Below are 24,968 nucleotides of genomic sequence, written 5' to 3' on the forward strand. Positions count from 1 at the left end.
CCCCGGTGCCGGCGACCGGCGGCGGGACGGCTGCGGTGGCTGACGGCAGTGCGCGAACCATCGAGGCCGCCCTGGGCGGGGCACCCGACAGGGGGACCGGGGACGCGCTCACCACCGCCGCCCGGGACGTGCTGCGTGGAGTGGTCGCCTCCGCCGCCGACCCGATCGCCGGTGGCCGGCACAAGGTCTTCGGCAACGCCGAACTCAACGTCATTCCGACCACCTCCACCATCGCCTCACATCTGCCCCGGGCGGTCGGTATCGGCTTCGCGATCGAGCGGCTGCGCCGGCTGTCCGTCAGCGGCCCGGTACCCGGCCCCGGCCGGTCCGGCGTCCCGACGCGGACCGACTCCGGCCCCCGCTCCCCGTGGCCGACCGACGCGATCGTGGTCTGCTCGTTCGGTGACGCCTCGGTCAACCACGCCAGCGCCGTTGCCGCGTTCAACACCGCCGGCTGGTGCGACCACGCCGGTCTACGGATCCCGGTGCTGTTCGTCTGCGAGGACAACGGGCTCGGTATCAGCGTCCGGTCCCCGGACGGCTGGGTGGCCGCCACACTGGGCTCCAAGCCGGGGGTGCGGTACTTCTCCGCCGACGGGTGCGACCTGGTCCAGACGTACGAGGTGGCAGCCCAGGCCGCCTCCTGGGTACGTCGGCATCGTCGGCCGGCCGTACTGCACCTGTCGACCGTACGGTTGATGGGGCACGCGGGCGCGGACGCCGAGCTGGCCTACCGGTCGACCGCGGACATCGCCCGTGACGTGGCCCGGGACCCGGTCGTCGCCACCGCCCGACTGCTGGTCGAGGCCGGGATCGCCAGTCCGGAGGAGTTGATCGCCCGTTACGACGAGATCGGCTGGCAGGTCCGTAAGGTGGCCGAGGAGGTGCTCGGCGAGGCGAAGCTGAGCGTCGCGGCGGACATCATGGCCCCGCTGGCGCCGCGTCGTCCGGTCCGCGTCTCGCGGGCCGTCGCCGACGCCGGATTCCGGGCGGCCGGGCCGGGGAACGCCGCCCGCGCCGCCGCCTTCGGCGGCAAACTTCCCGAGCAGGCGGGCCCGCTCACCCTCGCACAGACGATCAACGCGGCGTTGGCCGATGGGCTGCTGGACCACCCCGACATGACGATCTTCGGCCAGGACGTGGCGGTCAAGGGCGGGGTGTACGGGGTGACAAAGGGCCTGCGGGAGCGGTACGGCGTGGCGCGGGTCTTCGACACGTTGCTGGACGAGACCTCCGTGTTGGGGCTCGGGCTCGGTGCCGGACTCACCGGCATGCTGCCGGTGCCGGAGATCCAGTACCTGGCCTACCTGCACAACGCCGAGGACCAGTTACGCGGCGAGGCCGCCACGATGCAGTTCTTCTCACAGGGGGCGTTCCGTAACCCGATGGTGGTCCGGGTACCGGGCCTGGCGTACCAGGAGGGGTTCGGCGGGCACTTCCACAACGACAACTCGGTGGCCGTACTCCGGGACATCCCCGGCCTGGTGCTGGCGGTGCCGGCGCGGGCCGACGACGCCGCACCGATGCTGCGCTCGTGCCTGGCCAGCGCGGCCGTGGACGGTAGCGTCTGTGTCTTCCTGGAGCCGATCGCGCTCTACCACACCCGTGATCTCGCCGTCGAGGGCGACGACGGATGGCTGGCCGAGTACGCCGGTCCGGGTGCCTGGGCCAGCAGCCATGTGCCGATCGGCCGGGCCCGGACCTACGGCGTCGGCTCGGCCGAGGATGTCACGATCATCACTTTCGGTAACGGCGTACGGATGTCGCTGCGGGCCGCCGCCGGGCTGGCCGAGGAGGGGGTCGGCACCCGGGTGGTCGACCTTCGCTGGTTGGCGCCACTGCCCGTCGCGGACATCTTCCGGGAGGCCTCGGCCACCGGCCGTGTGCTGGTCGTGGACGAGACGCGCCGGTCCGGCGGGGTGGGGGAGGGGATCGTGGCCGCCCTGGTCGATGCCGGATATGTCGGGTCTGTGCGTAGAGTGGCATCTGTTGACTCTTTTGTGCCGCTTGGTCCAGCTGCGGGTCACATGCTCGTCTCCGAGGAAGCAATTACCCAGGGTGCCCGTACGCTGCTGGCACGGTAAATTCCGTTCCACCCGGTGCGCCACTTGCGCGTAGGGGCACAAGTGTGTGGACTTTGCGCTATCGGTGTCGAACGACGCCGCTAGTAGTTGAGATGAGGAGGCACGCGACAGTGAGCGCGACCGCTGGTCAGGCCGCCGACGGAGTACGGAGCCTGGCGGACCGGTTCGGCATCGAGCCGGGGATGGTCGTCATGGAGATGGGGTACGACGATGACGTCGACCACGATCTCCGTGACGCCCTGACCGACCGCTGTGGGGAGTTGGTCGACGAAGACACCGACGAGGTCGTCGACGCGGTGCTGGTGTGGTACCGCGACGGAGACGGCGATCTCTTCGAGCTTCTCGTGGACGCCCTCGGCCCGCTGGCCGACAACGGTGTGGTGTGGCTGCTGACGCCCAAGGCTGGGCGGGACGGACACGTCGAGCCGAGTGAGATCAGCGAGTCGGCACAGACCGCCGGCCTGCAGCAGACATCCACCATCAACGCCGGCAAGGACTGGAGCGGCGCTCGCCTCGTCCTGCGCCGGGGGGTCAAGGGCAAGAAGTAGGGGGATGGGCGCCGATCACCCCGATCGGTGCTCGTGGCACTCTGGGGCCATCGTGACTATCCAAGGAGCTTGCATGCCGATCGAGGTTGGTGCCGAAGCGCCGGACTTCGTACTCAAGGACCAGAACAACCAGGAGGTCCGGCTCTCGGACTACCGGGGAAAGCGCAGCGTGCTGCTGGTCTTCTATCCACTTGCCTTCACGGGCATCTGCCAGGGCGAGCTGTGTGAGGTGCGCGACAACCTCAACGAGTACGTCAACGACGATGTCCAGGTGCTCACCGTCAGCGTCGACTCGGTCTACAGCCACAAGATCTGGGCCGACAGGGAGGGCTTCCAGTTCCCGCTGCTGGCCGACTTCTGGCCGCACGGTGCGGTGGCCCAGGCGTACGGCGTGTTCAACGACGTCGCAGGCATCGCCAACCGGGGAACGTTCGTCATCGACAAGGCGGGCGTGGTCCGCTTCGCGGAGATGAACATGCCGGGTGAGGCCCGCGACCAGGAAGGCTGGCGCAAGGCGCTGGCCGCGGCGGTGGCCTGATCCCGGACAGTCGGACGCTGGCCGATCTTGGAAGTTTCCGCACGCCTCTGAGCTGGGAAACTTCCAAGATCGTTGCCTGGGCAACCGGGGACCACGGCGGCAGGGTAAGCTAGCCGCCGCCGGTACGTCTCAATGGCGTCTCGGGCGCGTAGCTCAGTGGGAGAGCACTCGCCTTACAAGCGAGGGGTCGCAGGTTCGAAACCTGCCGCGCCCACCAGGAACCACCAGCGGAAACCGGCCCCAGGAAGATCAGACCCCGGGGCAGTGGCAGCAATCGAGGCCATGAGAGTCGGCCGTCAACGGCAGGCCGCAAAAGCGCCCCGCCGCGTGCGCGCCGGGATGCACGTGCGACCTGGCGGCCGGTCACGCCCCGGCGCGCACGGCGCGGCCAAGAGGTGCCATGGACATAGCCGTGGGCCGAGCCGGGCGGCGTCGACCACGACCAGGAGTACGCGCAGCTCCGGCACCAGGCCCGACCGGATGCTCACGGGCGGCGGGGCGACGGTGAACCGCAACGCACGATTGGCCTGAAACGGCCCAGCATATGGGACGGGCATCGAAAAAGATACATCTCTACAATGCGTCTTCCTGGACCTAGCATCTCCTCGACCAAGAACGACGACCGTCGATTGAGGCGTCACGGGCGCACGATCAGACGGCAGAGGGGAACAGGGGAGATGTCACAACAGAGATCACCCGGGCGCCGTTGGCGTCTCGGTGCGGTGGCGGCCACTGCGGTCGCTGCGGCGGCGTTCGGCACCCCCCGCCGTCGCCGCGCCCGCTGAGGGGCAGATTCTGCAGGCTGGTGGTGCTACCGCCATCGCCGGCTCGTACATCGTGGTGCTGAAGGACACCATGGTGACGCAGGGCAACGTCAGTACCAGCGCCACGGCGCTGGCCAGCCGGCACGGCGGCACGGTGGCCCGGACCTACCAGCACGCGGTGCGCGGGTTCGAGGCGAAGATGTCGGCCGCCCAGGCGAGGCAGTTGGCCGCCGACCCGTCGGTGAAGTACGTCCAGCAGAACCACACCGTGAAGATCGCTGGTACGCAGAGCCCAACGCCATCCTGGGGGCTCGACCGCATTGATCAGCGTAATCTTCCGTTGAACAACTCGTACACCTATCCGAACAACGGTGCGGGCGTACGGGCGTACATCATCGACACCGGTATCCGCTTCTCGCACAGTGACTTCGGCGGGCGTGCGGTCACCGGATTCGACTCCGTCGACGGCGGCTCCGCCGACGACTGCAACGGTCACGGTACCCACGTCGCCGGCACGGTCGGCGGCAACGCCTACGGTGTGGCCAAGGGCGTGACGCTGGTCGGCGTCCGGGTGCTCGACTGCGGTGGTGGCGGCACCTACGCGCAGGTCATCTCGGGCATCGACTGGGTCACCGGCGACCACGATCCGGGTGAGCGCGCGGTGGCGAACATGAGCCTCGGCGGCGGCTTCAGTCAGGCCATCAACGACGCGGTGACCGCGTCGATCGCCGACGGCGTGACCTACGCCATCGCGGCCGGTAACGACTACTCCGCCGACGCCTGTGACAACTCCCCGGCCAGCACCCCGAACGCGATCACGGTGGGTGCGACCGAGTCCAACGACGCGAAGGCCGACTACTCCAACATCGGCACCTGCCTGGACATCTTCGCTTCGGGCACCGGGATCACCTCGGCGTGGTCCTCCGCCGACACCGCCACCCGCACCATCAGCGGTACGTCGATGGCGACCCCGCACGTGGCCGGTGCGGCGGCGCTGGTGCTCGTCGCGAACCCGTCCTACACCCCGCAGCAGGTACGCGACAAGCTGGTCAACGACGCCACCAACGGTGTGGTGACCGGTCCGGGCACCGGCTCGCCGAACAAGCTGCTCTACGTCGGCAACATCGTTCCGCCGACGCAGGACTTCTCGATGGCCGTGGCCCCGACCTCCGGTGCGGTCAACCCGGGTGGGTCGCTCACCGCGACGGTGAGCACGACCACCACCATCGGCGGCGCGCAGACGGTCGCCCTCAGCGTCAACGGCCTGCCCAGCGGCGTGACAGCAACCCTCAGCCCGTCGACGGTCACCTCCGGCAACTCGGCCAGCCTGACCATCAACACCGCCGGCACCGCCACCCCGGGCATCTACTACGTGTCCATCACCGGTACGGGCACGGTGACCACGCAGAGCGCGACCTACGCGCTGACGGTCAACGGCCCGCTCGGCTGCTCGCAGACCAACGGCACGAACGTGCCCATCTACGACGGCAGTGAGTCGAACAGCTCGATGTTCATCTCGGGCTGCCCCGGCAACGCCTCCGTGACCGCCACCGTGACGGTCGACATCAAGCACACCTACATCGATGACCTGGTCGTGGCGCTCCACGCGTCGGACGGCACCATCTACGGACTGCACGACCGCGAGGGCGGCTCGGCCGACAACATCAAGCGGACCTACACCCTGAACCTGTCCAACGAGATGGCCGCCGGCACCTGGACGCTGGAAGTGTTCGACTGGGCCCGCGGTGACACCGGCTATATCGACAGTTGGACCCTGAACCTGCAGCCGTAGCAGCGACAACAGCGCAAACCCACGCGGCCGGGGCTCCGATCATCGTCGGGGCCCCGGCTCCGTCGTGGCTCAGCCCAGATCGAACACCTTTCCCGGGTACGGATCACAGCACGCGGCTTGCGGCAATCGATGTGTGCGCGTGCGTGTCGCATGATCATCAGTCTGGATCCGGCGCAACCGAGACCGAAACCCGTGTAAAACGTTCAAGAGACGATGAGGGGTTCGGCCCTGGTCAGAGGTCAAACCTGCCCGATTCCAGATGATCTCCGCCCTGCCTGCGGCATTGGGGGTCCAAGTCTCAGCCAGGGAAAGGTCTCGGCTCGTCCCTGTGATCGCGCAAGCCCCAGCGAACCGGCTCAGCTCGGCCTGACTGATGGCACCAGAAACCCCCGACGACCCCTCGCACGGATAATCAACACGCTGGCTACGACCGCCGATATCCAGACGGCCAGCCGCACCGGCAGAGCCATCAGGCTTTCCGGCGGTGGAGGCAGCACCACCATCTGCAGTGCGGCACCAGCGGGCACCAGTAGGGCGGCGAGTGTCCCGGCCAGACCGGGCCGCCGGATCATCGCGCCGGCAACCCCAAGCGCAGGACCGAGCACCACGCTGCCGATCAGCCAGTACCGGGTCGCCATGTCCCACCATGCACCGCTGTCGAAGAGCACGTCCATGCCGTAGTAGGCGGTGGTGGCGAACACCAACGCGAGGCCACCGGCCACCGCGCCGCACAGCGTCCCCACAGCGGGTCGTGTACGCCGACTCACCAGCCAGCCCGCCAGCACAGCCGTCGCGGCCCACGCCCATCCTGCGTCGAGAACCAGGCTCGCGAACTCTGCGACCTGCGACCAGCCACCACGCTCGGCGCGCGCGGTGCCGACTTCGCCGAGCCAGATCGGCACATGGTTCACAACCGAATCGACGACACCCAACACCAGCCCTACGACCGGTCCAGCCGCCACCCACCGTACGCGGTCATGCCCCCGCAGCATGGCAGTCATTGTGCTGGATCCGCCCGGACGAGGCGCGCAGAACCTACCGGCGAGGATCGCAGGTTCGGAACCTGCCGTACCCACCTTCACGGGATGGCGACGAAGGCGTTCGTCAGTGTGCGGGCGAGTAGCTGACCGGCTTCGTCTGCGGTTCTGCGCCCGACCAGGACTTCCTCGTTGGCGGCGCGGCCGAGTCCGTGGATCATCGCGTACATCCATTCGGGCGGAAGGTCGGCGCGGAGCTCGCCCCTGCCAGCGGCGTCGGTCAGCCAGGCCAGAAGCGGTTCGTCGGGGGCGGGGTGACGCAGCGGTGCGTCGGTGGCCTTGCCGGGACGGTTGTCGAGGAACCGGTAGCGTTCGCCAACCCGGATGATGCCGGGGCCGAGTCGGTCGAAGAACGTGGCGGCCGTGCCGCCCGGCGTGATCGCGGTTGTGACGACGGCCCGCTCCTCGTCGACGACGAGGTCGATGAGCGCCTGGATGAGGTGTTCACGGGTAGGAAAGTTCCGGTAGACGGTGATTCGCGCCACGCCGGATGCCTCGGCGATCTGCCGCATGCTCGCCTCGGGATCGGTCGCCAGTATCCGGATCGCCGCAGCGATCACCGCGTCCCGGTTGCGTCGAGCGTCCAGCCGCTGCGTCTGTTCGGCCACGTTGTGATCAGTAGCGTTGCCCACCCGATAAATGATACAACCTGTTCCAACTGATACGACGTGTTTCACTTGGAGGGTACGTGGGCGGGGTCGAAGCGGTGGGCGTCAGCCTGTCGAGGCGGAAGAAGCGGATGGCACTGATCGCGGTGGCGTTGGGTGTGGTGATGGTCAGTTTGGACGGAACCGTTGTCCACATCGCCAATCCGACGATCGCCCGTGAGCTCGGCTCGTCGATGACCGGCCTGCAGTGGGTGACCAACGGCTATCTCCTTGCGCTGGCGGTGACGCTGATCATTGGAGGCAAGCTCGGTGACGGGTACGGCCGCCGCCGGGTGTTCGTGATCGGAGTGGTCGGTTTCGCGCTCGCCTCCCTCGGGTGCGGGCTGTCGCCGTCGACCCCGGTACTGATCGCCTTCCGGGTGCTACAGGGATTCGCCGGGGCACTGTTGGTCCCGAACACTCTGGCGATCCTGAGGTCCACGTTCCCGCCGGCCGAACTGAACCGGGCCATCGGGACGTGGGGTGCGGCGTCAGCGTTCGCCGCTGCCGCCGGACCGATCGTCGGCGGACTGCTGGTGGAGTACCTGTCCTGGTCGGCGATCTTCCTGGTGAACGTCCCGATCGGAGTGGTCGCCGCCGGGCTGGCGGTCCGGTGGATCGACGAGAGCCGCGTCCCGAGCCGTGCCGACCGGTTCGACATCGTCGGTGCCGGCACGCTCGCTGGGGCCCTTTTCGTGTTGGTCTGGACGCTGACCAGCGCGAATGGCCGCGGGTGGTGGTACGGGGCCGCCGGCGTGGTCACGGCGATGGTGCTTCTCGTAGCGTTCGTGGTTCGACAGCGTCGGGTACCCGCGCCGATCCTTCCGCTGTCGCTGTTCCGTTCCCGGGCCCTGTCGGTCGGTGTCGCCCTGCTCGTCGCCGGGAACCTCGCACTTTACGGAGTCCTGTTCTCGATCGGCCTCTACCTACAGAACGTGCAGGGCCATACCCCGCTGGAGACCGGTGTCCGCCTGCTTCCGCTGATGGCGGTGTTCACGGTCAGCTCCCCGCTGGGCGGACGCCTGACCGAGCGGCTGGGTTCGCGCTGGCCGTTGGCGCTCGGGATGGCGCTGCTCGCGGCCAGCTTCGTCGGGCTGGTCGGCCTGTCCGCGGATTCTCCCTACAGTCGGCAGTGGCCCTGGTTGATGCTGCTGGGCGCTGGCATGGGGATCATCGTGGTCGCCGGGACCGAGGCCATCGTCGGGACAGCTCCCACGCAGCACAGCGGAGTCGCAGGAGGTTTGCAGACCACCGCGAATCAGCTCGGCGGCGTCCTCGGCACCACGGTGTTCGGGACGGTGATCGCAGCGATCGTCGTACGGGACCTGCCCGCGGAACTCGACGGTGCAGACGTTCCCGACGCGATCGCGGAGCAGGTCGCCACCCACACCGGCCTGGCCGCGCAGGGGATCGCTCCGGTCGACGTACAACTGGACGTCACCGCGCAGGTGAACGATCTGGCCGCCGCGATCACGACGGCAACCGAACGGGCGTTCATCTCCGGCATGCACACGGTCATGTGGATCGGAGCCGGCATCGCACTCATCAGCGCGCTACTGGCACTGCTGATCCCGGCCCGCCTTCCGCAATCCACCGTGCCTGAATCGTCCCCGGTCCGATGATGATGGGCCCGGAGCGACAGGGCAGATTGCTACGGGGCACAGCGTGGTCTCTACGATCGGCGCATGGCCCTGCTGCACCGCGCGGAACTGCACCCATCGAAGCTTGAACTCCTGACGGAGTGGCTGCCGAACCAGGACTGGTACCAAGAGCCGACCGCCGCCGACCTGGCGCGAGTGGCGGCGTACCGGTTCGACGATCCGGCCGGAGCGGTGGGAATCGAGACGATGCTCGTCAGGGCGGGCGACGGAGCGGTCCACCAGGTTCCACTCACCTACCGCGGTGCGCCGCTGGACGGTGGTGACGCCTGGCTGATCGGCACCACCGACCACTCGGTGCTCGGCCGCCGCTGGGTGTACGACGCTTGCGGAGACCCGGTCTACGTCGAGGCGCTGGCCAGTGCCCTCATCGCAGGCACCGACCAGGCGGAGGAGTTCGTCGACGTCGACGGGCGGCTCGAACGGCGCGCGCCCAGCATGGCGATCGCCGTCAGCGGTGCCCAACGGGTCGAGGAACCCGCCATCGGTCCACATCGTCGCGTCGTGACCGGCGATCCCACGCTCATCGTCACCGACTCCGTCGAGTTGGCCGTGGTCCGCCGGCTCGTCGAAGGTGCTGGGCGGGCCGGCATCACGTTGACCGGCACGTGGGACGGTCAGCCGACTCCGCTGCCGCTGGCGTACGCCTCGCTGCGCTGATCACCGCCGCTCGTTCGGGTGGTCCATCGGTGATCGAACCGTTGTCGGCGGCGGCGAGGCTGCCCGGGTAGATGCCGAACGCGCCGCAGTCCGGGACGCGGCGGCCTGGGCCTTCGACCTGGCCGCCACCGGCCTCGGCGGGTACGCCGTGGCAGATGCGCGGCCGGCACCAGGCACATCCGGTCGGGTTCAGCGATCGCCGCCACCCGGTTGGACGCCCTCCCCGGTACCGGCTCAGGGGGTGGGGCCCTCGAACCAGGCGAACGTGGTGATGGTCAACCATGCTGCCAGCCCGAGCACGGCCAAACCGATGAGAGTGCAGAAGGCGAACCAGAGCTTGATGCTGAGCGGGATCGCCGAATCCGGAACGGTCGGGCTCCGGTTCACGAGGTGTTTCAAGGTCGTTCCCTTCAACGTTGCGATCTTTCTTGGCGCATAGTCTGGCTGGTCTGTTCCGCGTTGCCGATCTCGGTGTGGCTGTCCGGGGCACACGCAGGCATAGCTGACCGCAAAACGGGTAGCCCGCCACCCGGACCTGGGGAGGAGCGGGTGATGACCGACGGCAGCCGCCCGCGGATCGGCGTGCTCGGGTCGTACGGCGGGCGGAATCTCGGTGACGAGGCGATCCTGACCGGGCTCCTGGCCGACCTGCGTGCTCGCCGTCCGGACGCCGAGATCCTGGTGTTCTCCCGCAACCCGGAGCACACCCGTAGTTCCCATCCCGGCGTGCTCGTCGCACCCTGGGACGGGGTCAGCCGGGCCGTTTCGGCCGAGACACTGGCCCGGTTGGACCTACTGGTCCTCGGCGGTGGCGGAATCCTGTACGACAGCGAGGCCCGGCGTTACCTCCGCCTGGTCCTGGCCGCGCAGGAACGCGCCATGCCGGTCATCACGTACGCGGTGGGCGTCGGCCCGCTGACCGAGGCGTTGGACTGCTCGATGGTCCAGGACACGCTGACCGCCGCGACCGAGGTCACCGTCCGGGACGAGGAGTCCAAGATCGTGCTGGAGGAGGCCGGGGTGACCCGCTCGGTCACCGTCACCGCCGACCCGGCGCTGCTGCTCGAACCCGAGGACTTCACGGTGGCGATGCTGCGGGAGGAGGGAGTGCCACCCGGGCGCCGGCTGGTCGGCATCAGCGTCCGGGAGCCGGGCCGGGCCGCCGAACACCTTGATGTCGGTGGCTACCACCGGCTGCTGGCTCAGGTCGGTGACTTCCTGGTGAACCGGCTGGACGCCAGCGTGCTGTTCGTGCCGATGGAGCGGGACGACATCCGACACGCCCACGGTGTGCTGTCGAACATGACGGCGGCCGAGCAGGGCCGGATCCTGCACGGCGACTATCGGCCGGGGCAACTGCTCGGGCTGATGCCCCACTTCGACATGGTGGTCGGGATGCGCCTGCACTTCCTGATCTTTGCGGCGATGTCCGGGATCCCGTGCCTGCCGCTGCCGTACGCCGGGAAGGTCTTCGACTTCGCCCAGCAGATCGGGGTGCCGGCGTTGCGCGGCGTGGAACGGGAGGTCGAGGGTCCGTTGTTGGCGGAGGTCGACCGACTGTGGGACGAGCGGGCGGCGCGGATCACCGACACCACGCGTCGGGTCGCGACCCTGCGGGAACGTGCCGAGAACACCGGCATGCTCCTCGAGCCGGTGCTGAAGAGCCTCTGACCGACGAACGAGTCGTACGGTGCCCGGTCAGATCGCCGGTCCGCGCCATTCGTACCGCCACGGTGGGTCGTCACCGGTCATCGAGGTCAGCTCGTAGATCTCGCTCTCTGCCAGTCCGCCGTCGCCGACGTGGTGGTGGGTGAGCGGCGGTCGACCGTTGACGTCGAGCTCGACGGTGATGCTCTCCCCGTCGGCAACCCCACCCACCAGGGGAATCTCCGCACTCGGTGCCATCCCTCAATCCTGCCCCGCCGGCAGCCCCGGCGCAGGCGATCGTGCCGCAATGGTTAGCTGTCACCCGGTCCTGGTAAGAAGGGCGCTGCTCGGATCCCGGCCCTGGGGAGACTCGATGAACTTGGACGGTGTGACCTCGGCCGTCGGGATGTTGCTGGCCGCCGCTGGTGCCGACGACTGTCGGACGCTCGTCACCCGGGTGGGGAGCCCGCTGGGCTCGACGCTGCGCAGCAGCAGGGCACTACCTCCGGAACTGGTCGAGGCGGTGCTGCGTACCGGCGAGCCGAACCTCGTGAGGCAGATGTTCGACAACCCCGAGCGGGACGACGCCCACCGTGAGATCTGGCAGCGCTGTGCGACCGCCGACAGTCCCACGGTCGCGCAGTGGTGGTACGACCGGGCCGATCTCGTGGTCCGGCGCGGCATCCTCGCGGCGGCCAACCCGGACACGCCCGGCTGGACCAGCCGCTCCGGACTGGTGGGCAGGCTGCTCGAGTCGTCGGACGTCGAGCAGTTGCGGGCCGCCGTGGTGTGCGCGTTTCCCAGCCTGGTGGAGCACGCGCTGCGGGTCTGTCACACCGAGCTGAGCCGGGCCGAGCAGCTACGCGCGATCCTCTCGTTGCATGAATCCGGCGAACTCGGTGCGGCCCTGGGCTGGCTGGGATCACTGGCGCTGCATCCTGACGTGGTTGAGCTGGCCCGGGCCGCTGCCGAGTCGCCGGACGGGGCGCAGCGGTTGCGTGGTGCCACGCATCTGGCCAGCGACGACGTCATGGATACCAACCACCTGGTCGAGGAGTTGCGCCAGTTGGCCGAACAGCCGCTGAAGGCGGTCGCGGAACGCGCGAAGCAGGCGGTGTCGCGGCGCAGCCGGTGGGACTGGGAGGTCCTGCGGGCGGCGCACGAGGCCCGACCGTTCCGGCCACAGTGGTTGGAGCTGCTGGTGGGACATCCGGACTGCCCGACGGAGATAGCCGCCCACTGGTGCACCCGCCTGCCTCGCGGCCTGGACGTGCTGGTCGGGACGGGGCGCCCGATCACGTCAGCACAGCTACGACCGTTGATCCGGACCGTGGTGTCGAAGTCGACCCTGACCATGCTGGCCAGGACCCGACTCGGGGAGGACGTCACCAGCACCGATCTGCTGGCCGTAGTCCAGCCGGCGCGCACCGTACTGCACCTGGCACAGCTGCGGGCCGGCGAGGCGATGACCGAACGGGAAAAGACCGAGTGGGACGCCTTCCGGGTAGGGCTCGCCGAACTGGTGGCCAGCCGGCTGGGCGACGATGTGGCGGCGTGGCGGCTACTGCGAACCCGGCTGCCGAAGTTCAACGGCACGGTGACCCGGTTGCTCGACGAGATGGCCGCGGCGATGGCCAGGGCGGCGGGTGGACCGGGGGCCGCTGCCGCTGCCGACCCGGCCGAGGAGTGGCCGGACGCCGCCGCCCTGGGCATGTCCCTGGAGCCGCCGTCGCTACCGGTGAACCGGGCCGCATTCGTGACGCTGCTCGACGCCGCGACCACCGACGTGCAGTGGACGCTGCTGCCCCACCTCGACGAGCGCACCCGCTACGACCTGCTGGCCCTGGGGCAGTGGCGGGCGGAGTGGCTGACCCGGGCGGTGGCCGACGGCGACCCGCGCGTCTGCGTACCCCTGGCCCGACGCAAGGGGCTCACCCCCGAGGTCATCGAGGTGCTGGCCTCGGTCGACGATCCGGCCACCAACTTCGGGCTGCGTCACCAGGCGCAGGCAACCTCCCGGCAACGTCACCGGCTGGCCAACGGGATCCCGTTCGGGGCGGGACGCAGCGAACGCGTGCCGCTGTCGCCCAGCCCGCAGGAACTGCTGTCCGCCACGGATCCGCAGCAATCGTCGTTCGGGAAGTGGGACGTGGAGCTCCTGTTCCCGTTCCGGTACCACGACGACCCGGAGATCGCCCGCAAGTGCGTGCACCACTTCCTGCCCCCGCAGAACCGGATGCTGCGGCTGGTCATCGAGTGGTGGGAGTTGGACGGCCACCCGAAGCGTCTCCTGAAACGCCTACCGCCCAACGTCCAACAGGGCGTACACAAACTGGTCAGCGAGGCGGTCGAGGCTCCGGATCCCGACGAGGCGCTCGTTCGGCTGCGGGCCGCCGCGTACGAACTGGAATCGACCCAGCATGCCATCCGGCGGCTGCGCAACGGCAGTTCCCTTCGGACGCTGCTGGCCGAGGGGTTCCGCTGGGACTGGGCGGCGCTGGTCGCCGCGCATCGCAGCAAGCCCTTCGATCCGAGCACCCTGTTCGGCTTGGCGGCGCTGCCCGGCTGTCCGGAACTGCTGCGGAACGCCATCGGACCAGAGAGCCCGCAGGGGATGGCGCCCTCGCTGAGTACCGCCGAGAAACGGGCACACAGGGCGCTGACCGAGGGGAAGTCCCCGGCCGACGTGCTGGCGAAGACCCCGGTCCAGGGCTGGGCGACGCATGCGGTCCGATGCGGTGATCTCGCGCCGGTCGACATCCTGCGCCACGGCCACAGCGCCCGGGAGGTGTTGGGTTTCGAACCGGTCGACGACGCGTTCCGTACCGAATTGGCGGGCCTGGTCGACAAGCACCTGAGCGGGCGGCCGGAGGCCTGGCTGCTGACCCTGGCGATGCTGCCCGACTTCGTCGGTACGGTGCCGGAACTGCTCAGCACCGCCGCCCTGGCCGCCGGGTGAGTTCGGTGGACGGCCGGGAGCCAACCGGATCGGGGACCGGGGCAGGGACAACGAACGGTACGACGGTGGTCGCCCAGCGGTCGCCGGTCGATCTCACCGACCGTCGGGCGTTGCTGGCCCGCCAGCCGGACGACCCGACGGTGCTGGCCGAGGCGCAGCGGCTGAAAGAGGTGGCACTGCTGGACTTCGGCATCCGGGACAGCGTGGTGGCGTCCTGGCTCTACACCAAGTGCCACCACCACATCCCGACCACGGCCGTGGAGACGGCAGCGGTGGTCGCCACCGGTGACGGTAGCTGTCTGCTGCTCTACAACCCGCAGTTCTTCGTGGACATCGGGCTGGCCGGGGTGCGGTTCGTGCTGTTCCACGAGGCACGACACCTGATGCATCGCCACCTCTACGCCGAGCAGGAGTTGCGGGCCGACCCGCTGTTCCATCTGGCCGCCGAGGTCAGCATCAACCATGTGGCGATGGTCCGCCTCCAGGTGACCGGTCTACCGAGCCGGGTGGTGCCCGGCAAGGACGCGGGGACCAGCCACGAACCGGTCGGGGTGGACCCCCGGGAGGTCCACCAACGGTACGCCGACGACCTGCGTGACCAGGGCCGGGAACCGTTGTCGTACGAGGAGTTCGTCGACACCGATCTGGTCGTCTACCGGGAGCTCAAGCGGATGCGCACGCCGCTGGTGATGCCGGTCGGTCTGTGCATCCACGCCGACCACGTCGGCCGGCACGGCAGCGAGTTTCCCGCCGATGCGGAAACGGTCGGCCTGATCATCGGTGAGGCGCTGGCCGAGGCGATCCGGGCCGCGTTGCGGGGCAACCGGCTCGCCCGCGACGAGGTGCTGAACCTGATCGACCGTTCCGAGGGCGGTGGTGACCGGCTGACCCGGATGTGGGGCAACCTCGGTGCCGCCGCGCTGCGCGGTGAGACCCCCCGGACCCGTCGGGTCGACTGGTGGAAACGGTGGCTGGCCGACACACTGGCGTCCAAGCTGCGGGAGGGGGAGCGGCTGGTCTATCCGAAGAAGCAGGGGGCGGTGCTGCTGGCCCTCGGGCACGACCCGATGCTGTCGCGGCGGGGGCGGGAACGCACCAAGGTGGTGCTGATCGCCCTGGACACCTCCGGTTCGATGCCGGACGAGGTGGTCGACTGGGTCACCACCCTGGTCGGGCAGACGGACGGGGTGGAGAGCCACTGGCTCAGCTTCGACGGGGTGGTCATGCCGTTCGTGCCCGGTGAACGGGTGTACGGCGGCGGAGGTACCAACTTCCAGAACGTGGTCGACTACGCCGAGGGGCGGCTGGCCATCGACGGAGTGCCCTTCGAGGTACAGCCGGACGCAGTGATCATGGTGACCGACGGATACGCGCCGCACGTCACGCCGGCCCAGCCGGACCGCTGGATCTGGCTGATCACCAATGGGGGCGACGATTGGCCGGAACACCACCACCCGCCGATGGCCTGCCATCGGGTGACCACCGGTGACCGGTGAGGACGACGAGGAGAACGACGGCAGCGTGAGCAGTGTGGCAGCGATCCAGGAGACCCCCCTCGACGACCTGACGGACGCCGGGGAGAGCCGCAGCAAGCGGAAGTGGCGGCCCACCGCGACGTACCGCCGCAGGCCATCGGGGGCGGACGACCGGGTCCGGCTGGAACAGTTCATCGACGCGATGATCGCGATGGGGCAGACCGGTCAGGTGTTCGGGGAACACGGCATCGGTAAGACGTCGACGTTCGTGTCGTACATCCCCGAGCGTTATCCGGACACCCGGGTGATCCTGGTGCCGGCGGCCAACCTGACCCCGGACGACCTGCTGGTGAACGCGCCGGTCCGCGATTCCCGTACCGGCGAACTGGCCCTCACCCAGCTGATCATGCGGCAGCTCGCTCCGGGTGAACCGTTCGTTCTCCTGATCGACGACTCGCTACAGGCGGGCGACACCATCCAGTCCCAGCTCATGCAGGTCGCCTGCAACTGGACGCTGGGCGAGCACGACCTGCGCAAACTCGGCTGTGTCGGGGTCTTCCTCACCGACAACGAGTCGCTGGTCGAGACCAGCGCGCGGCGCAGCGACCTGGCCGTCCTGGACCGGATGGTCACCGTACGGCTCACCGCCAACGACACCGCCTGGCGGTACAAGCTCGCCGAGCGCTATCCCGACTGGGACCTGACCGAAGTGTTCCGGATCTGGGCCACCCTGCCCCCGGAGCTACGGCACCTGCTGTCGCCGCGCACCCTGCAACACGTACTCGACTGTGCCCGGGCCGGGCTTCCGCTGGCCTGGGGCCTGCCACTGGTCAACGGACACCGGCTGCATCTGGTCGAGCCGGGCGACGGCAACGGCAAGAAGAGCCGTCGGGACCGGGACCGCACCGACGAGACCCTGGACCAGATCGCCGCCGCGATCGGCTGTGCCAACCCGGACACCGTCCCCGACCCGGTCCGGCGGATCCTGCGTACGGCCATCCGGGAGCGCTGGGCGGTGCTGCTCCAGGGGCCGCCCGGCTGCGGCAAGACGGAGATCACCAGGCAGATCGCCCGGGAGGAGACCGGTCGGGAACCGGTCTACTTCTCGCTTCCCGTCACCAACGTCGAGGACCTGTGCGTGCCGGTACCCACACCGGACGGGACCCTGGACACGCTGCTCACCAGGAGCCTGCTCGGCCCGGAGCCGAAGGTGCTGGTCTGGGACGAGTACAACCGGCCCAAGGACAAGGCGACCTTCGCGAAGCTGATGGAGGTCACCCAGGAGTGGTCGCTGGCCGGGCGGCCGATCCCCAACCTGCGGGCCCAGGTGGCGTTGCAGAACCCGCCGTACCACCTCGGGCGCAAGCTGCTGGTGTCGCGGAACAACATCGCCCAGGCCAGCCGGTTCACCGTCAGCTACGAGGTACGACCGGAGGACATTCCCGCCAACGAGTGGCTGATCGGGACGTACGGGGAAGTCGCCGAGACGGTGCTGGAGTGGTGGAAGACCGACATCGACGACGAGGGCCGGGAGTGGATCACCAAGCGCACCCTGGAACGGCTGATCAAGCTGCATCGGGCCGGCCAGCCGTTACAGACCGGGCTGATCTACCTCGGCGACGGTGAGTACGCCCCCGTGCCGTTGACGAAGCTGGAGGCCCGGCTGACCGAGGAGCGGGTCATCGGACTACGGGAGATAGCCCGGGACGTGGATGCCTGGGAGGCCCGGCTGGCCGCCGCGTCGGAGACCTCCACCGAGGGTACGGACGACACCGATGCCGTACACCAGGTTCTCTCCAACGCCGAGGTGTCCCAGCTGAAGCGGCATCTGACCGTGGTGGCCCGGCTGCTGCGGCACCTGCCGCCGAAGCTGCGCGCCACGTACCTGGTCGGCCAGTCGCCGGAGAAGCAGAAGTTCTGGGTGTCGGCCCTGGCCAGGATGGCCGAACTGTCCCGCGACTGAGTACGGCCCCCGGGACGGACCGGGAACCGGACCGCGCCTCGATGTTTTCCCCCGTCGAATCCGGGAATCGCGCGACGGTGAACGACCTGGTCTGCAACGCCCGCGAGCACGGTCTGGTCGGGGATGGCGTGACCAACGACCAGCCGGCTCTGGCGGAGCTGGTCGACCGGCTCGGATCAGCCTGCGCCGCAGACGGCCGACCCCGCGTCATCCACTGCCCGCCCGGCGTCTACTCGATCCAGGACCGAGGCACGGTGTGGCGCAGCGGGGTTTCCCTGATCGGTGCCGGCTCCGGTGTCACCCGGTTCGCCCTGTCGAACCCGGGTGACCCCACCGCACCGACGCCGCTGGCGTACTTCACCACGTTGCAACACGGCGCGGAGCGGGACAACCACATCGCCGACTGCACCTTCGCCGGGTTCGAGATCGATGGTTCGGGGGTGCGACTGCCCAGCTACGACGTACTGGCCAAGGGGTTGGGCCTGCAGTACGTGCTGCGGGGAAGGTTCCACGACCTCTACATCCACGACACCGCCGCAACCGGGTTGGGCTGCGACTTCCTCCAGGACACCGTGGTGGAGGGGGTACTGACCGTTCGTTGTGGGCGGCTGGACAGCGGACGGCAGATGGGCGGGGCCGGCATCGGCATCGGGGTCGGCGGCTGGGGGGACGTCGAACGATTGACGATCACCGCCTGTACGGCGATCGGCAACGGCACCAACGGGATTTTTCTGGAACTACAGAAGGACTACTGGACCCCGCCCAGTGGTATCCGGATCGTCGGCTGTCACGCCGAGGGCAACACGTTCGGCATCTCCGACTGGGGCACCGACGGGCTGATCGTCTCCGCCTGCACGATGATCGGCAACCTTCAAGCCGGGTACGACGTATCTGCCCAGGGTACGGCCGGCGTCGCCGGCCGCGGCGGCATCGTGACCGGCTGCGTCGTCGACCGTAACGTCCGGGACGGGGTGAGCATCGGCAACACCCCCGGCCGGTACGTGGTGCGGGGCAACCGGATCAGCCGGAACGGACGCTACGGGTACCGGGAACACGACCTGGCCGGCGACGGTGAGCCGGCCCGGGAGATCGTCATCGAAGGGAACGAGATCTGGGACAACGGACTGGACGGCATCCACGTCGATGCGGCGATGATCGACGGGGCCATCATCGACAACCGGATCCGGAACAACGGCCGCCGGGCGGCAGCGGCCTCGGCCGGGGGCGCGTCCGTCAGTTACCGCGCCACCACGCTGGTCGACCGGGCAGCGGACTGGCGCCCGGACGGGCACCGGGGTAAGACGTTGACGGTCGGCAGCCGGACCGCTGTCGTAACCACGAACAGTGCCACCGAACTGACCCTCGCCCCGGTACGCGCCGGCGCGACCACGGCGTGGGCCGGTGAACCGCCGGCCACGGGTACGCCGTACCGCCTGCCGGAGGCACCCACCGAACGGGCCGGCGTGACCGTGGCGGCGGACACCGACAGCCTCACGTTCCGGGGCAACCGGATCTGGGACAACCAGGACGAGAGGACCCAGACGTACGGCCTGTGGGTCACCGAGTGCGGCAGTTGCGTGTCAGCGGCGGTCGAAGGGAACGACCTCGTCGGCAACGCGGTCTCGGCTGTCCGGTTCGAGACCGTACCCTCAGGCGGGCGCTGGAACGGCAACCAGGGCTTCGACGGATGGTAGCGAGACCCGGGGATGTGTCCAATCCCCGGGCCTCCGGGTGCCACCAGTTCCTGACGCCGACACGTTTAAGGGTCCAGATCACTCGTAAGGACGTTGGGTTTTGCCGTTAAACTATCGCCGCGTGATCTTGGAGCGGCGAGCCGGACTCGAACCGGCATCCAACCGTCATCGTCCGAACCCGTTCGATCCGACGTTCGATGGCGAATGCTGAATCTGGAGCGAGAATCTGAGATTGACGATGGCTGCCTCTGCCAGTTGGGCTATCCCAGCCGGAAATGCTGGGAGAGGGACTCGAACCCCCACTGAACCACCCTTTCAGCTTCGGCTTCAGCTTCAGCTTCGCGCGGTCACGCTGTTGCGTAGACCGCGCATCCCCGCGCTCCAGCGGGGAGTCTGTGGGTTACCCGAACAGGTAGCCGAACACGACAGCGCCCACCTGCCGGTCGGTGACCTCGGTGCCGTTGGCCTCTTCCCGGGCGAACTTCACCGCGTGCTGCAACTTGACGACCCGGTCCAGGACTTCGTTGACCCGCTTCGCCGGCAGCGCGCCGGAGAACTTCACGGTCGTCCAGTAACCGACCGCCACGTCCTCGTAGTAGACCTCGACCTGGGCCGGGTGCTTTTCGGTCGCCTCGGCCTTGACGTGGTTGCGGGGAACCTTCTTGGTCCGGATGGTGCGTACCGGCTCGGTACGCCACGAGTCCGTCGACTGGTCCTGGGTCCACGATTCGGCGGCGTCGAGGACCGGCAGTTTCTTTACGAAGGTGTGCAGGTCGACGAGCTGCTTCTCAAGGAACAGCAGATAGGAGACGGGAACGTCCTCGATGAGGGTCCGGCCGTCGACGACCACGTTTGCCCTCGCGACGCAGTTGGCCCAGTCCTTCGTCGCCGTGACGTCGAAGAGCCGGGTCAACGTCTGACCCACGTCGCGGAGCACCTCCTCAGCCTTCACCTGGACCCGGGTCGACTCCGGTGGAAGCTGCTCGCCCTCCTCGTCCTTCGGCTGGTAGGTGCGCGATATACCGGAGAGCAGCGGCGCTTTCTGGATGGCGTGATGGGCGTCGGTGAGATCCGCGAAGGACTTGCTTTTGACGCCTTTCTCCACGGCGATTATCTGGTTCAGCTTGGCCACGTCGTTCTCCCCTCAGGCAGGTCGGAGGCTAACAGGAGCCAGTGGCATCGGTCGAACGCAATTTCGGTGCGGGTCTGCTGCCTGCTGCGCGGCGGCGTGTGGCGGTCGACGGGTGCTGCCGGTCGGGTGTTAGAAAGGGACCCTTCCTCTACGAGAAGCGATGAGAAGGGGTTCTTCCTTGCAGGTCGTGCACGGTGTCTGGCTGGTGGACGGTCGGCTCGCGCTCTGGGCCGAGGACTCCACGCTGCCGACCCGGCCGTCGCGCCGGTCGGGGCGTCCGCCCCGTGACCGGCCGCACCCCTTCGCCGCCGGCCACGACGCGCTGGCTGACGCCCTCGGTGAGGTCGCCGCGAAGGCGACGTCCGGCAGCGCCGTGTTGGCGCTGCCCACCCGGGGCGGCGCACCCGCCGACTCACCGGAACTGGTCCGTACCGAGACGTCGACGCCGGGCCGTGGGCCGGTCACCCTCGCCGGCTGGCAGGTGCCCACCCTGGAGTACGACGCGGACCACGCACTACCGGCGCTGTGCGCGCTCGGCGACGACGGGCCGGTACGGGGTGCCGGCCTACGCCACCTCGTCGAGTTGGCCGGGTTCGCCGTCGAACTGGTGCAGCGCGGACGGACCCTGCCGGGCGTCGTCGGTGACGGGCCGACCGGATCGCCCCGGAACCCGAGGGCACTCTGGCGACCACTGCTGACCGGTGCGGACGCCGCCTGGGCCCGGGGCCTGGCCATGGCGCTGCCACCGGCCGTTCGAGCCGCCGTACCGCCGGAGGTTTCGGCCGGGGACCTCGTCGCGGACGTACTCGACAGCCTGACCGACGCCGCCGTCCGGGTCGCCCTCGACGGCGTACGCCTCATCGACGCCCGCCGGGCCAGTGGTACGGACGCCGCCGTGCGGGCCTGGCTACGTGCGTTGACCGGGCGGCAACGCACCTTCACCGCGCCGGCCGGTGCCCTGGCCACCCTGGAAACGGAGTTGTACGCCTGGCAGCGCGACGCGACCGGAAGCCCGGTCCGAGCCTGTTTCCGGCTGGTCGAGCCGGCCCTGCCGGCGGAGTACGACCTGTTGACGGCAGCAGGGGCCGACTCCGACTCCGACTCCGACTCCGGTTCGGTGGAGGTCGAGGCCGGGGTCGACGACCAGTGGCGGGTCGAGTTCGCGTTGCAGGCGGTCGACGAGCCCAGTCTGGTCGTCGGAGCGGACCGGATCTGGGAGTCGCCGGGGGCGCTCCGGGCCCTGGCCGGACACCTCGACGCACCGCAGGAGACCCTGCTGGCCGAGTTGGGCCGGGCGAGCCGGCTGTGGCCGGAGTTGGAAACGGCGCTGCGTACGGCTGCTCCGGACGCGCTCGACCTGGACATCGACGGGGCGCACCGGTTCCTGCGCGACGGGGCACCCGTGCTGCATGCCGCCGGGTTCGGGGTGCTGTTGCCGTCCTGGTGGCAGCGGCCCGGCTCCCGCCTCGGTGCCCGGTTGCAGGCGAAGTCCCGTACCGCGCCGGGCACGGTCGCGTCCCGTAGCGCGCTCGGCCTCGATGCGCTGGTGGACTACCGGTGGGAGCTGGCGCTGGGCGATCAGCCCCTGTCGGAGGCGGAACTCCAGGCGCTGGCCGGACTGAAGACCCCGCTGGTGCGGCTGCGCGGCCAGTGGGTGGAGTTGGACGCGAAACGTCTGGCCGCTGGGCTGAAGCTGCTCCGGGCCGGCGGTGCGATGACCGTGGGGGAGCTGCTGCGACTCGGACTGGCCGCGTCCGAGGACCCGGAGGAGTTGCCGGTGCTGTCGGTCAGCGCCGACGGGGCCCTTGGCGACCTGTTGGCTGGCCGGGCCGAGCAGCATCTCGCCCCGGTCGATCCGCCGCCCAGCTTCCAGGGGAAGCTGCGTCCGTACCAGCAGCGGGGGTTGGCCTGGCTGGCGTTCCTGGAGGCGCTGGGGCTCGGCGGAATCCTCGCCGACGACATGGGACTCGGCAAGACCGTGCAACTCCTGGCGCTGCTGGCCGGGGACGGTGCGTCGACCGGACCGACCCTGCTGGTCTGCCCGATGTCGCTGGTGGGTAACTGGCAGCGGGAGGCCGACCGGTTCACCCCCGAGCTGCGCGTACACGTGCACCACGGTGCCGAGCGGGCACGCGGGGCGGAGTTCGCGACGGCCGTGCGGGATGCGGACCTGGTCGTCACCACCTATTCGGTCGCGGCCCGGGACGCCGCCGCCCTGGCCGAGGTCGACTGGCACCGGATCGTGGTCGACGAGGCGCAGGCGATCAAGAATGCCGCGACCCGGCAGGCCGCGTCGGTCCGGTCGTTGCCCGCGCGGCACCGGGTGGCGGTCACCGGTACGCCGGTGGAGAACCGGCTGGCTGACCTGTGGTCGATCATGGAATTCGCCAATCCCGGGCTGCTCGGGCCGGCAGCTACCTTCAAGAAGCGGTACGCCGAGCCGATCGAGCGCTACGGCGACGACGACGCGGCGCAGCGGTTGCGCCGGATCACCGGCCCGTTCGTGCTGCGGCGCATGAAGACCGACAAGTCGATCATCTCGGATCTGCCGGAAAAGCTGGAGATGGAGGTGCTCTGCAACCTCACCGCGGAGCAGGCCTCGCTCTACCAGGCGGTGGTCGACGACATGCTGGCCAGGATCGACTCCAGCGAGGGCATCGAGCGGCGCGGGCTGGTGCTGGCCACCATGACCAAGCTCAAGCAGGTGTGCAACCATCCGGCCCAGTTGCTGCGGGACGGCTCGGTGCTGCCCGGCCGCTCCGGCAAGCTGGCCCGGCTGGAGGAGATCCTCGACGAGGTGCTGGCGGCCCGGGAGAAGACGCTGATCTTCACCCAGTACGCCGAGTTCGGCAACATGCTGCGTGCCCACCTGTCCGCCCGGTTCGGCCACGAGGTGGTCAACGGCCGCGAGGTGCTCTACCTGCACGGCGGGGTGGGCAAGGCCGAGCGGGACGCGATGGTGGCCCGCTTCCAGGAGGGGGCCGCGCCACTGTTCATCCTGTCGCTCAAGGCCGGTGGCAGCGGCCTGACCCTCACCGCGGCCAATCACGTGATCCACGTGGACCGCTGGTGGAACCCGGCGGTGGAGGACCAGGCCACCGACCGGGCGTTCCGGATCGGTCAGCGCCGTACGGTGCAGGTACGCAAGTTCGTCTGCGCCGGTACGGTCGAGGAGAAGATCTCCGCGATGATCGCCGAGAAGCGCGGCCTCGCCGCGAAGATCGTGGGCACCGGCGAGCAGTGGCTCACCGAGCTGTCCACCTCCGAGCTGCGGCAGCTCTTCGCGCTGGAGGCCGGGGCGGTGGTCGAGTGACCGACTATTCCGAGTACGGCCGACCGCGCCGGGTCTCCGGCGGCGTACGGGCCCGCTCCACCCGGGGTGCGATCGGAAAGTCCTGGTGGTCGCGGCGTTTCCTGGACGTGCTGGAGTCGTTCGCACTGGGCACCCGGCTCACCCGTGGCCGGTCGTACGCCCGGGCCGGGCAGGTGCTGGCCATCGACGTGGCACCCGGCGTGGTCACCGCCGACGTGCAGGGTTCCCGGCCGAAGCCGTACCGGGTGACCATCGGGCTGCGTCCGTTCACGGAAGCGGTGTGGCAGCGGATCGAGACGCTGCTGGCGGCGCAGGCGCTCTACAGCGCCCGGTTGCTGGCCGGAGACCTGCCACCGGATCTGGAGCAGGTCTTCAGCGAGGCGGGTGCGCCGCTGTTCCCAGCCGGAGTCAACGACCTGAATCTGCGCTGCAACTGCCCCGACTTCGCCGTACCGTGCAAACATCTGGCCGCCACGTTCTACCTGCTGGCCGAGGCGTTCGACGCCGATCCGTTCCAGATCCTGCACTGGCGGGGCAGGGACCGGGACACGCTGCTGGCGCGGCTGCGGATCCTCAGGACAGGTGGTGGGGACGGCCAGACAACCGGCGGGCGCGGGAGCAGCGATTCTCCTCGGTCCCGCAGTGCTGACCGGACGCCCCGCAGTGCTGACCGGACGCCCCGCAGTGCTGACCGGACGCCCCGCAGTGCCGACCGGACGCCCCATGGTGCTGACCGGACCGGGGCCGGTACGCGGTCAGCCCGGCAGGCCAGCCTGGCTGATCCGGTCGACCGGCCTGCTCCGGTATCCCCACCGGTCGGAGCGGCCCTGGCCCTGACCGACCTACCGGCGGTGCCACTGGCCGAGTCGGTCGACCGGTTCTGGCTACCGCCGGTGCCGCTGCCGGCCCGTGCACCGGCGCTGGCCACCGAACCGGACCTGCTGCTGCGGCAGCTCGGGTCACCCGGCGCGGCGATCGGTGGGCCGGGACTGGTCGAGCGGTTGCGCCGGGCGTACGAGCGGTTCGGCGAGGTCTGACCGGGGCTCGGCAACCTACG

General features: G+C 69.4%; 18 protein-coding genes and 1 tRNA gene. 14 read left to right on the forward strand and 5 right to left on the reverse strand.

Going from position 1 to position 24,968, the window contains the following annotated elements; all coding sequences use genetic code 11:
- The 5 genes from ACFQ4H_RS15845 to ACFQ4H_RS15865 all read left to right on the forward strand — a co-directional run.
- The coding region (locus ACFQ4H_RS15845; protein WP_377571713.1) for a transketolase C-terminal domain-containing protein at nucleotides 1–2,084 on the forward strand (2,084 nt) is incomplete at its 5' end.
- Nucleotides 2,085–2,194: 110 nt separating this feature from the next.
- Nucleotides 2,195–2,632 carry a DUF3052 domain-containing protein gene (locus ACFQ4H_RS15850; protein ID WP_377571715.1) on the forward strand — a complete coding sequence of 146 codons (438 nt, stop codon included), beginning with the start codon at nucleotides 2,195–2,197 and terminating at the stop codon, nucleotides 2,630–2,632.
- Between the two features lie 73 nt (nucleotides 2,633–2,705).
- Nucleotides 2,706–3,170, forward strand: a complete 465-nt coding sequence (locus tag ACFQ4H_RS15855; protein ID WP_377571716.1) for a peroxiredoxin — start codon at nucleotides 2,706–2,708, stop codon at nucleotides 3,168–3,170.
- A 142-nt stretch (nucleotides 3,171–3,312) separates the two neighbouring features.
- Nucleotides 3,313–3,387: transfer RNA gene (locus tag ACFQ4H_RS15860), tRNA-Val, on the forward strand.
- Between the two features lie 500 nt (nucleotides 3,388–3,887).
- Nucleotides 3,888–5,726, forward strand: coding sequence for a S8 family peptidase (locus ACFQ4H_RS15865; RefSeq protein WP_377571718.1), 1,839 nt, complete (start codon nucleotides 3,888–3,890; stop codon nucleotides 5,724–5,726).
- 356 nt (nucleotides 5,727–6,082) lie between these two features.
- On the opposite strand, the gene ACFQ4H_RS15870 is transcribed toward ACFQ4H_RS15865, so the two are convergent.
- Nucleotides 6,083–6,661, reverse strand: a complete 579-nt coding sequence (locus tag ACFQ4H_RS15870; protein WP_377571719.1) for a hypothetical protein — start codon at nucleotides 6,659–6,661, stop codon at nucleotides 6,083–6,085.
- 143 nt (nucleotides 6,662–6,804) lie between these two features.
- Nucleotides 6,805–7,395 carry a TetR/AcrR family transcriptional regulator gene (locus ACFQ4H_RS15875; protein WP_377571721.1) on the reverse strand — a complete coding sequence of 197 codons (591 nt, stop codon included), beginning with the start codon at nucleotides 7,393–7,395 and terminating at the stop codon, nucleotides 6,805–6,807.
- A 56-nt stretch (nucleotides 7,396–7,451) separates the two neighbouring features.
- On the opposite strand from ACFQ4H_RS15875, the gene ACFQ4H_RS15880 reads away from it, so the two are divergent.
- Together ACFQ4H_RS15880 and ACFQ4H_RS15885 are read left to right on the forward strand one after the other, a co-directional pair.
- Complete coding sequence (locus ACFQ4H_RS15880; RefSeq protein WP_377571723.1) at nucleotides 7,452–9,032, forward strand: MFS transporter; 1,581 nt, start codon at nucleotides 7,452–7,454, stop codon at nucleotides 9,030–9,032.
- Between the two features lie 63 nt (nucleotides 9,033–9,095).
- The gene (locus ACFQ4H_RS15885) at nucleotides 9,096–9,728 is read left to right on the forward strand and encodes a CG0192-related protein (RefSeq protein WP_377571724.1); all 633 of its coding nucleotides are present in this window, start codon (nucleotides 9,096–9,098) and stop codon (nucleotides 9,726–9,728) included.
- A 234-nt stretch (nucleotides 9,729–9,962) separates the two neighbouring features.
- Here ACFQ4H_RS15885 and ACFQ4H_RS15890 read toward each other — a convergent pair whose 3' ends face one another.
- Nucleotides 9,963–10,127 carry a hypothetical protein gene (locus ACFQ4H_RS15890; protein WP_377571726.1) on the reverse strand — a complete coding sequence of 55 codons (165 nt, stop codon included), beginning with the start codon at nucleotides 10,125–10,127 and terminating at the stop codon, nucleotides 9,963–9,965.
- Nucleotides 10,128–10,280: 153 nt separating this feature from the next.
- On the opposite strand from ACFQ4H_RS15890, the gene ACFQ4H_RS15895 reads away from it, so the two are divergent.
- Nucleotides 10,281–11,399: a polysaccharide pyruvyl transferase family protein gene (locus tag ACFQ4H_RS15895; protein ID WP_377571728.1), complete on the forward strand. Its 1,119-nt coding sequence runs from the start codon at nucleotides 10,281–10,283 to the stop codon at nucleotides 11,397–11,399.
- A gap of 27 nt (nucleotides 11,400–11,426) precedes the next feature.
- Here ACFQ4H_RS15895 and ACFQ4H_RS15900 read toward each other — a convergent pair whose 3' ends face one another.
- Entirely contained in the window at nucleotides 11,427–11,633 is a 207-nt protein-coding gene (locus ACFQ4H_RS15900) for a hypothetical protein (protein ID WP_377571730.1), read from the reverse strand.
- 115 nt (nucleotides 11,634–11,748) lie between these two features.
- Here ACFQ4H_RS15900 and ACFQ4H_RS15905 point away from each other — a divergent pair, with 115 nt between their 5' ends.
- The 4 genes from ACFQ4H_RS15905 to ACFQ4H_RS15920 all read left to right on the forward strand — a co-directional run bounded on the left by ACFQ4H_RS15905 (nucleotide 11,749) and on the right by ACFQ4H_RS15920 (nucleotide 19,466).
- On the forward strand, nucleotides 11,749–14,334 hold the full coding sequence (locus ACFQ4H_RS15905; RefSeq protein ID WP_377571731.1) for a hypothetical protein: 2,586 nt from the start codon (nucleotides 11,749–11,751) through the stop codon (nucleotides 14,332–14,334).
- Between the two features lie 65 nt (nucleotides 14,335–14,399).
- Complete coding sequence (locus tag ACFQ4H_RS15910) at nucleotides 14,400–15,830, forward strand: DUF2201 family putative metallopeptidase (RefSeq protein WP_377571732.1); 1,431 nt, start codon at nucleotides 14,400–14,402, stop codon at nucleotides 15,828–15,830.
- The gene (locus ACFQ4H_RS15915) at nucleotides 15,820–17,772 is read left to right on the forward strand and encodes an AAA family ATPase (RefSeq protein ID WP_377571734.1); all 1,953 of its coding nucleotides are present in this window, start codon (nucleotides 15,820–15,822) and stop codon (nucleotides 17,770–17,772) included. Before ACFQ4H_RS15910 ends, ACFQ4H_RS15915 begins: the two co-directional genes overlap by 11 nt.
- Nucleotides 17,773–17,849: 77 nt before the next feature.
- A complete protein-coding gene (locus tag ACFQ4H_RS15920; RefSeq protein ID WP_377571736.1) occupies nucleotides 17,850–19,466 on the forward strand; it encodes a right-handed parallel beta-helix repeat-containing protein in 1,617 nt (538 codons plus the stop codon).
- A 400-nt stretch (nucleotides 19,467–19,866) separates the two neighbouring features.
- On the opposite strand, the gene ACFQ4H_RS15925 is transcribed toward ACFQ4H_RS15920, so the two are convergent.
- The gene (locus ACFQ4H_RS15925) at nucleotides 19,867–20,598 is read right to left on the reverse strand and encodes a DUF7873 family protein (protein WP_377571737.1); all 732 of its coding nucleotides are present in this window, start codon (nucleotides 20,596–20,598) and stop codon (nucleotides 19,867–19,869) included.
- 160 nt (nucleotides 20,599–20,758) lie between these two features.
- On the opposite strand from ACFQ4H_RS15925, the gene ACFQ4H_RS15930 reads away from it, so the two are divergent.
- Together ACFQ4H_RS15930 and ACFQ4H_RS15935 are read left to right on the forward strand one after the other, a co-directional pair.
- The gene (locus ACFQ4H_RS15930; RefSeq protein WP_377571739.1) at nucleotides 20,759–23,911 is read left to right on the forward strand and encodes an SNF2-related protein; all 3,153 of its coding nucleotides are present in this window, start codon (nucleotides 20,759–20,761) and stop codon (nucleotides 23,909–23,911) included.
- A complete protein-coding gene (locus ACFQ4H_RS15935; protein WP_377571740.1) occupies nucleotides 23,908–24,948 on the forward strand; it encodes an SWIM zinc finger family protein in 1,041 nt (346 codons plus the stop codon). The genes ACFQ4H_RS15930 and ACFQ4H_RS15935 overlap by 4 nt, the downstream gene beginning before the upstream one ends.
- Nucleotides 24,949–24,968: the final 20 nt, after the last annotated feature.

The sequence above is a fragment of the Micromonospora sonneratiae genome (assembly GCF_042679305.1).
Lineage (GTDB): Bacteria > Actinomycetota > Actinomycetes > Mycobacteriales > Micromonosporaceae > Micromonospora_H > Micromonospora_H sonneratiae.

Bases quoted from the DNA above. Each gene is read 5' to 3' on its own strand.
- ACFQ4H_RS15885 (WP_377571724.1), top strand. From the start codon at position 9,096: ATGGCCCTGCTGCACCGCGCGGAACTGCACCCATCGAAGCTTGAACTC.
- ACFQ4H_RS15905 (WP_377571731.1), top strand. From the start codon at position 11,749: ATGAACTTGGACGGTGTGACCTCGGCCGTCGGGATGTTGCTGGCCGCC.
- ACFQ4H_RS15855 (WP_377571716.1), top strand. From the start codon at position 2,706: ATGCCGATCGAGGTTGGTGCCGAAGCGCCGGACTTCGTACTCAAGGAC.
- ACFQ4H_RS15900 (WP_377571730.1), bottom strand. From the start codon at position 11,633: ATGGCACCGAGTGCGGAGATTCCCCTGGTGGGTGGGGTTGCCGACGGG.
- ACFQ4H_RS15930 (WP_377571739.1), top strand. From the start codon at position 20,759: ATGAGAAGGGGTTCTTCCTTGCAGGTCGTGCACGGTGTCTGGCTGGTG.
- ACFQ4H_RS15895 (WP_377571728.1), top strand. From the start codon at position 10,281: ATGACCGACGGCAGCCGCCCGCGGATCGGCGTGCTCGGGTCGTACGGC.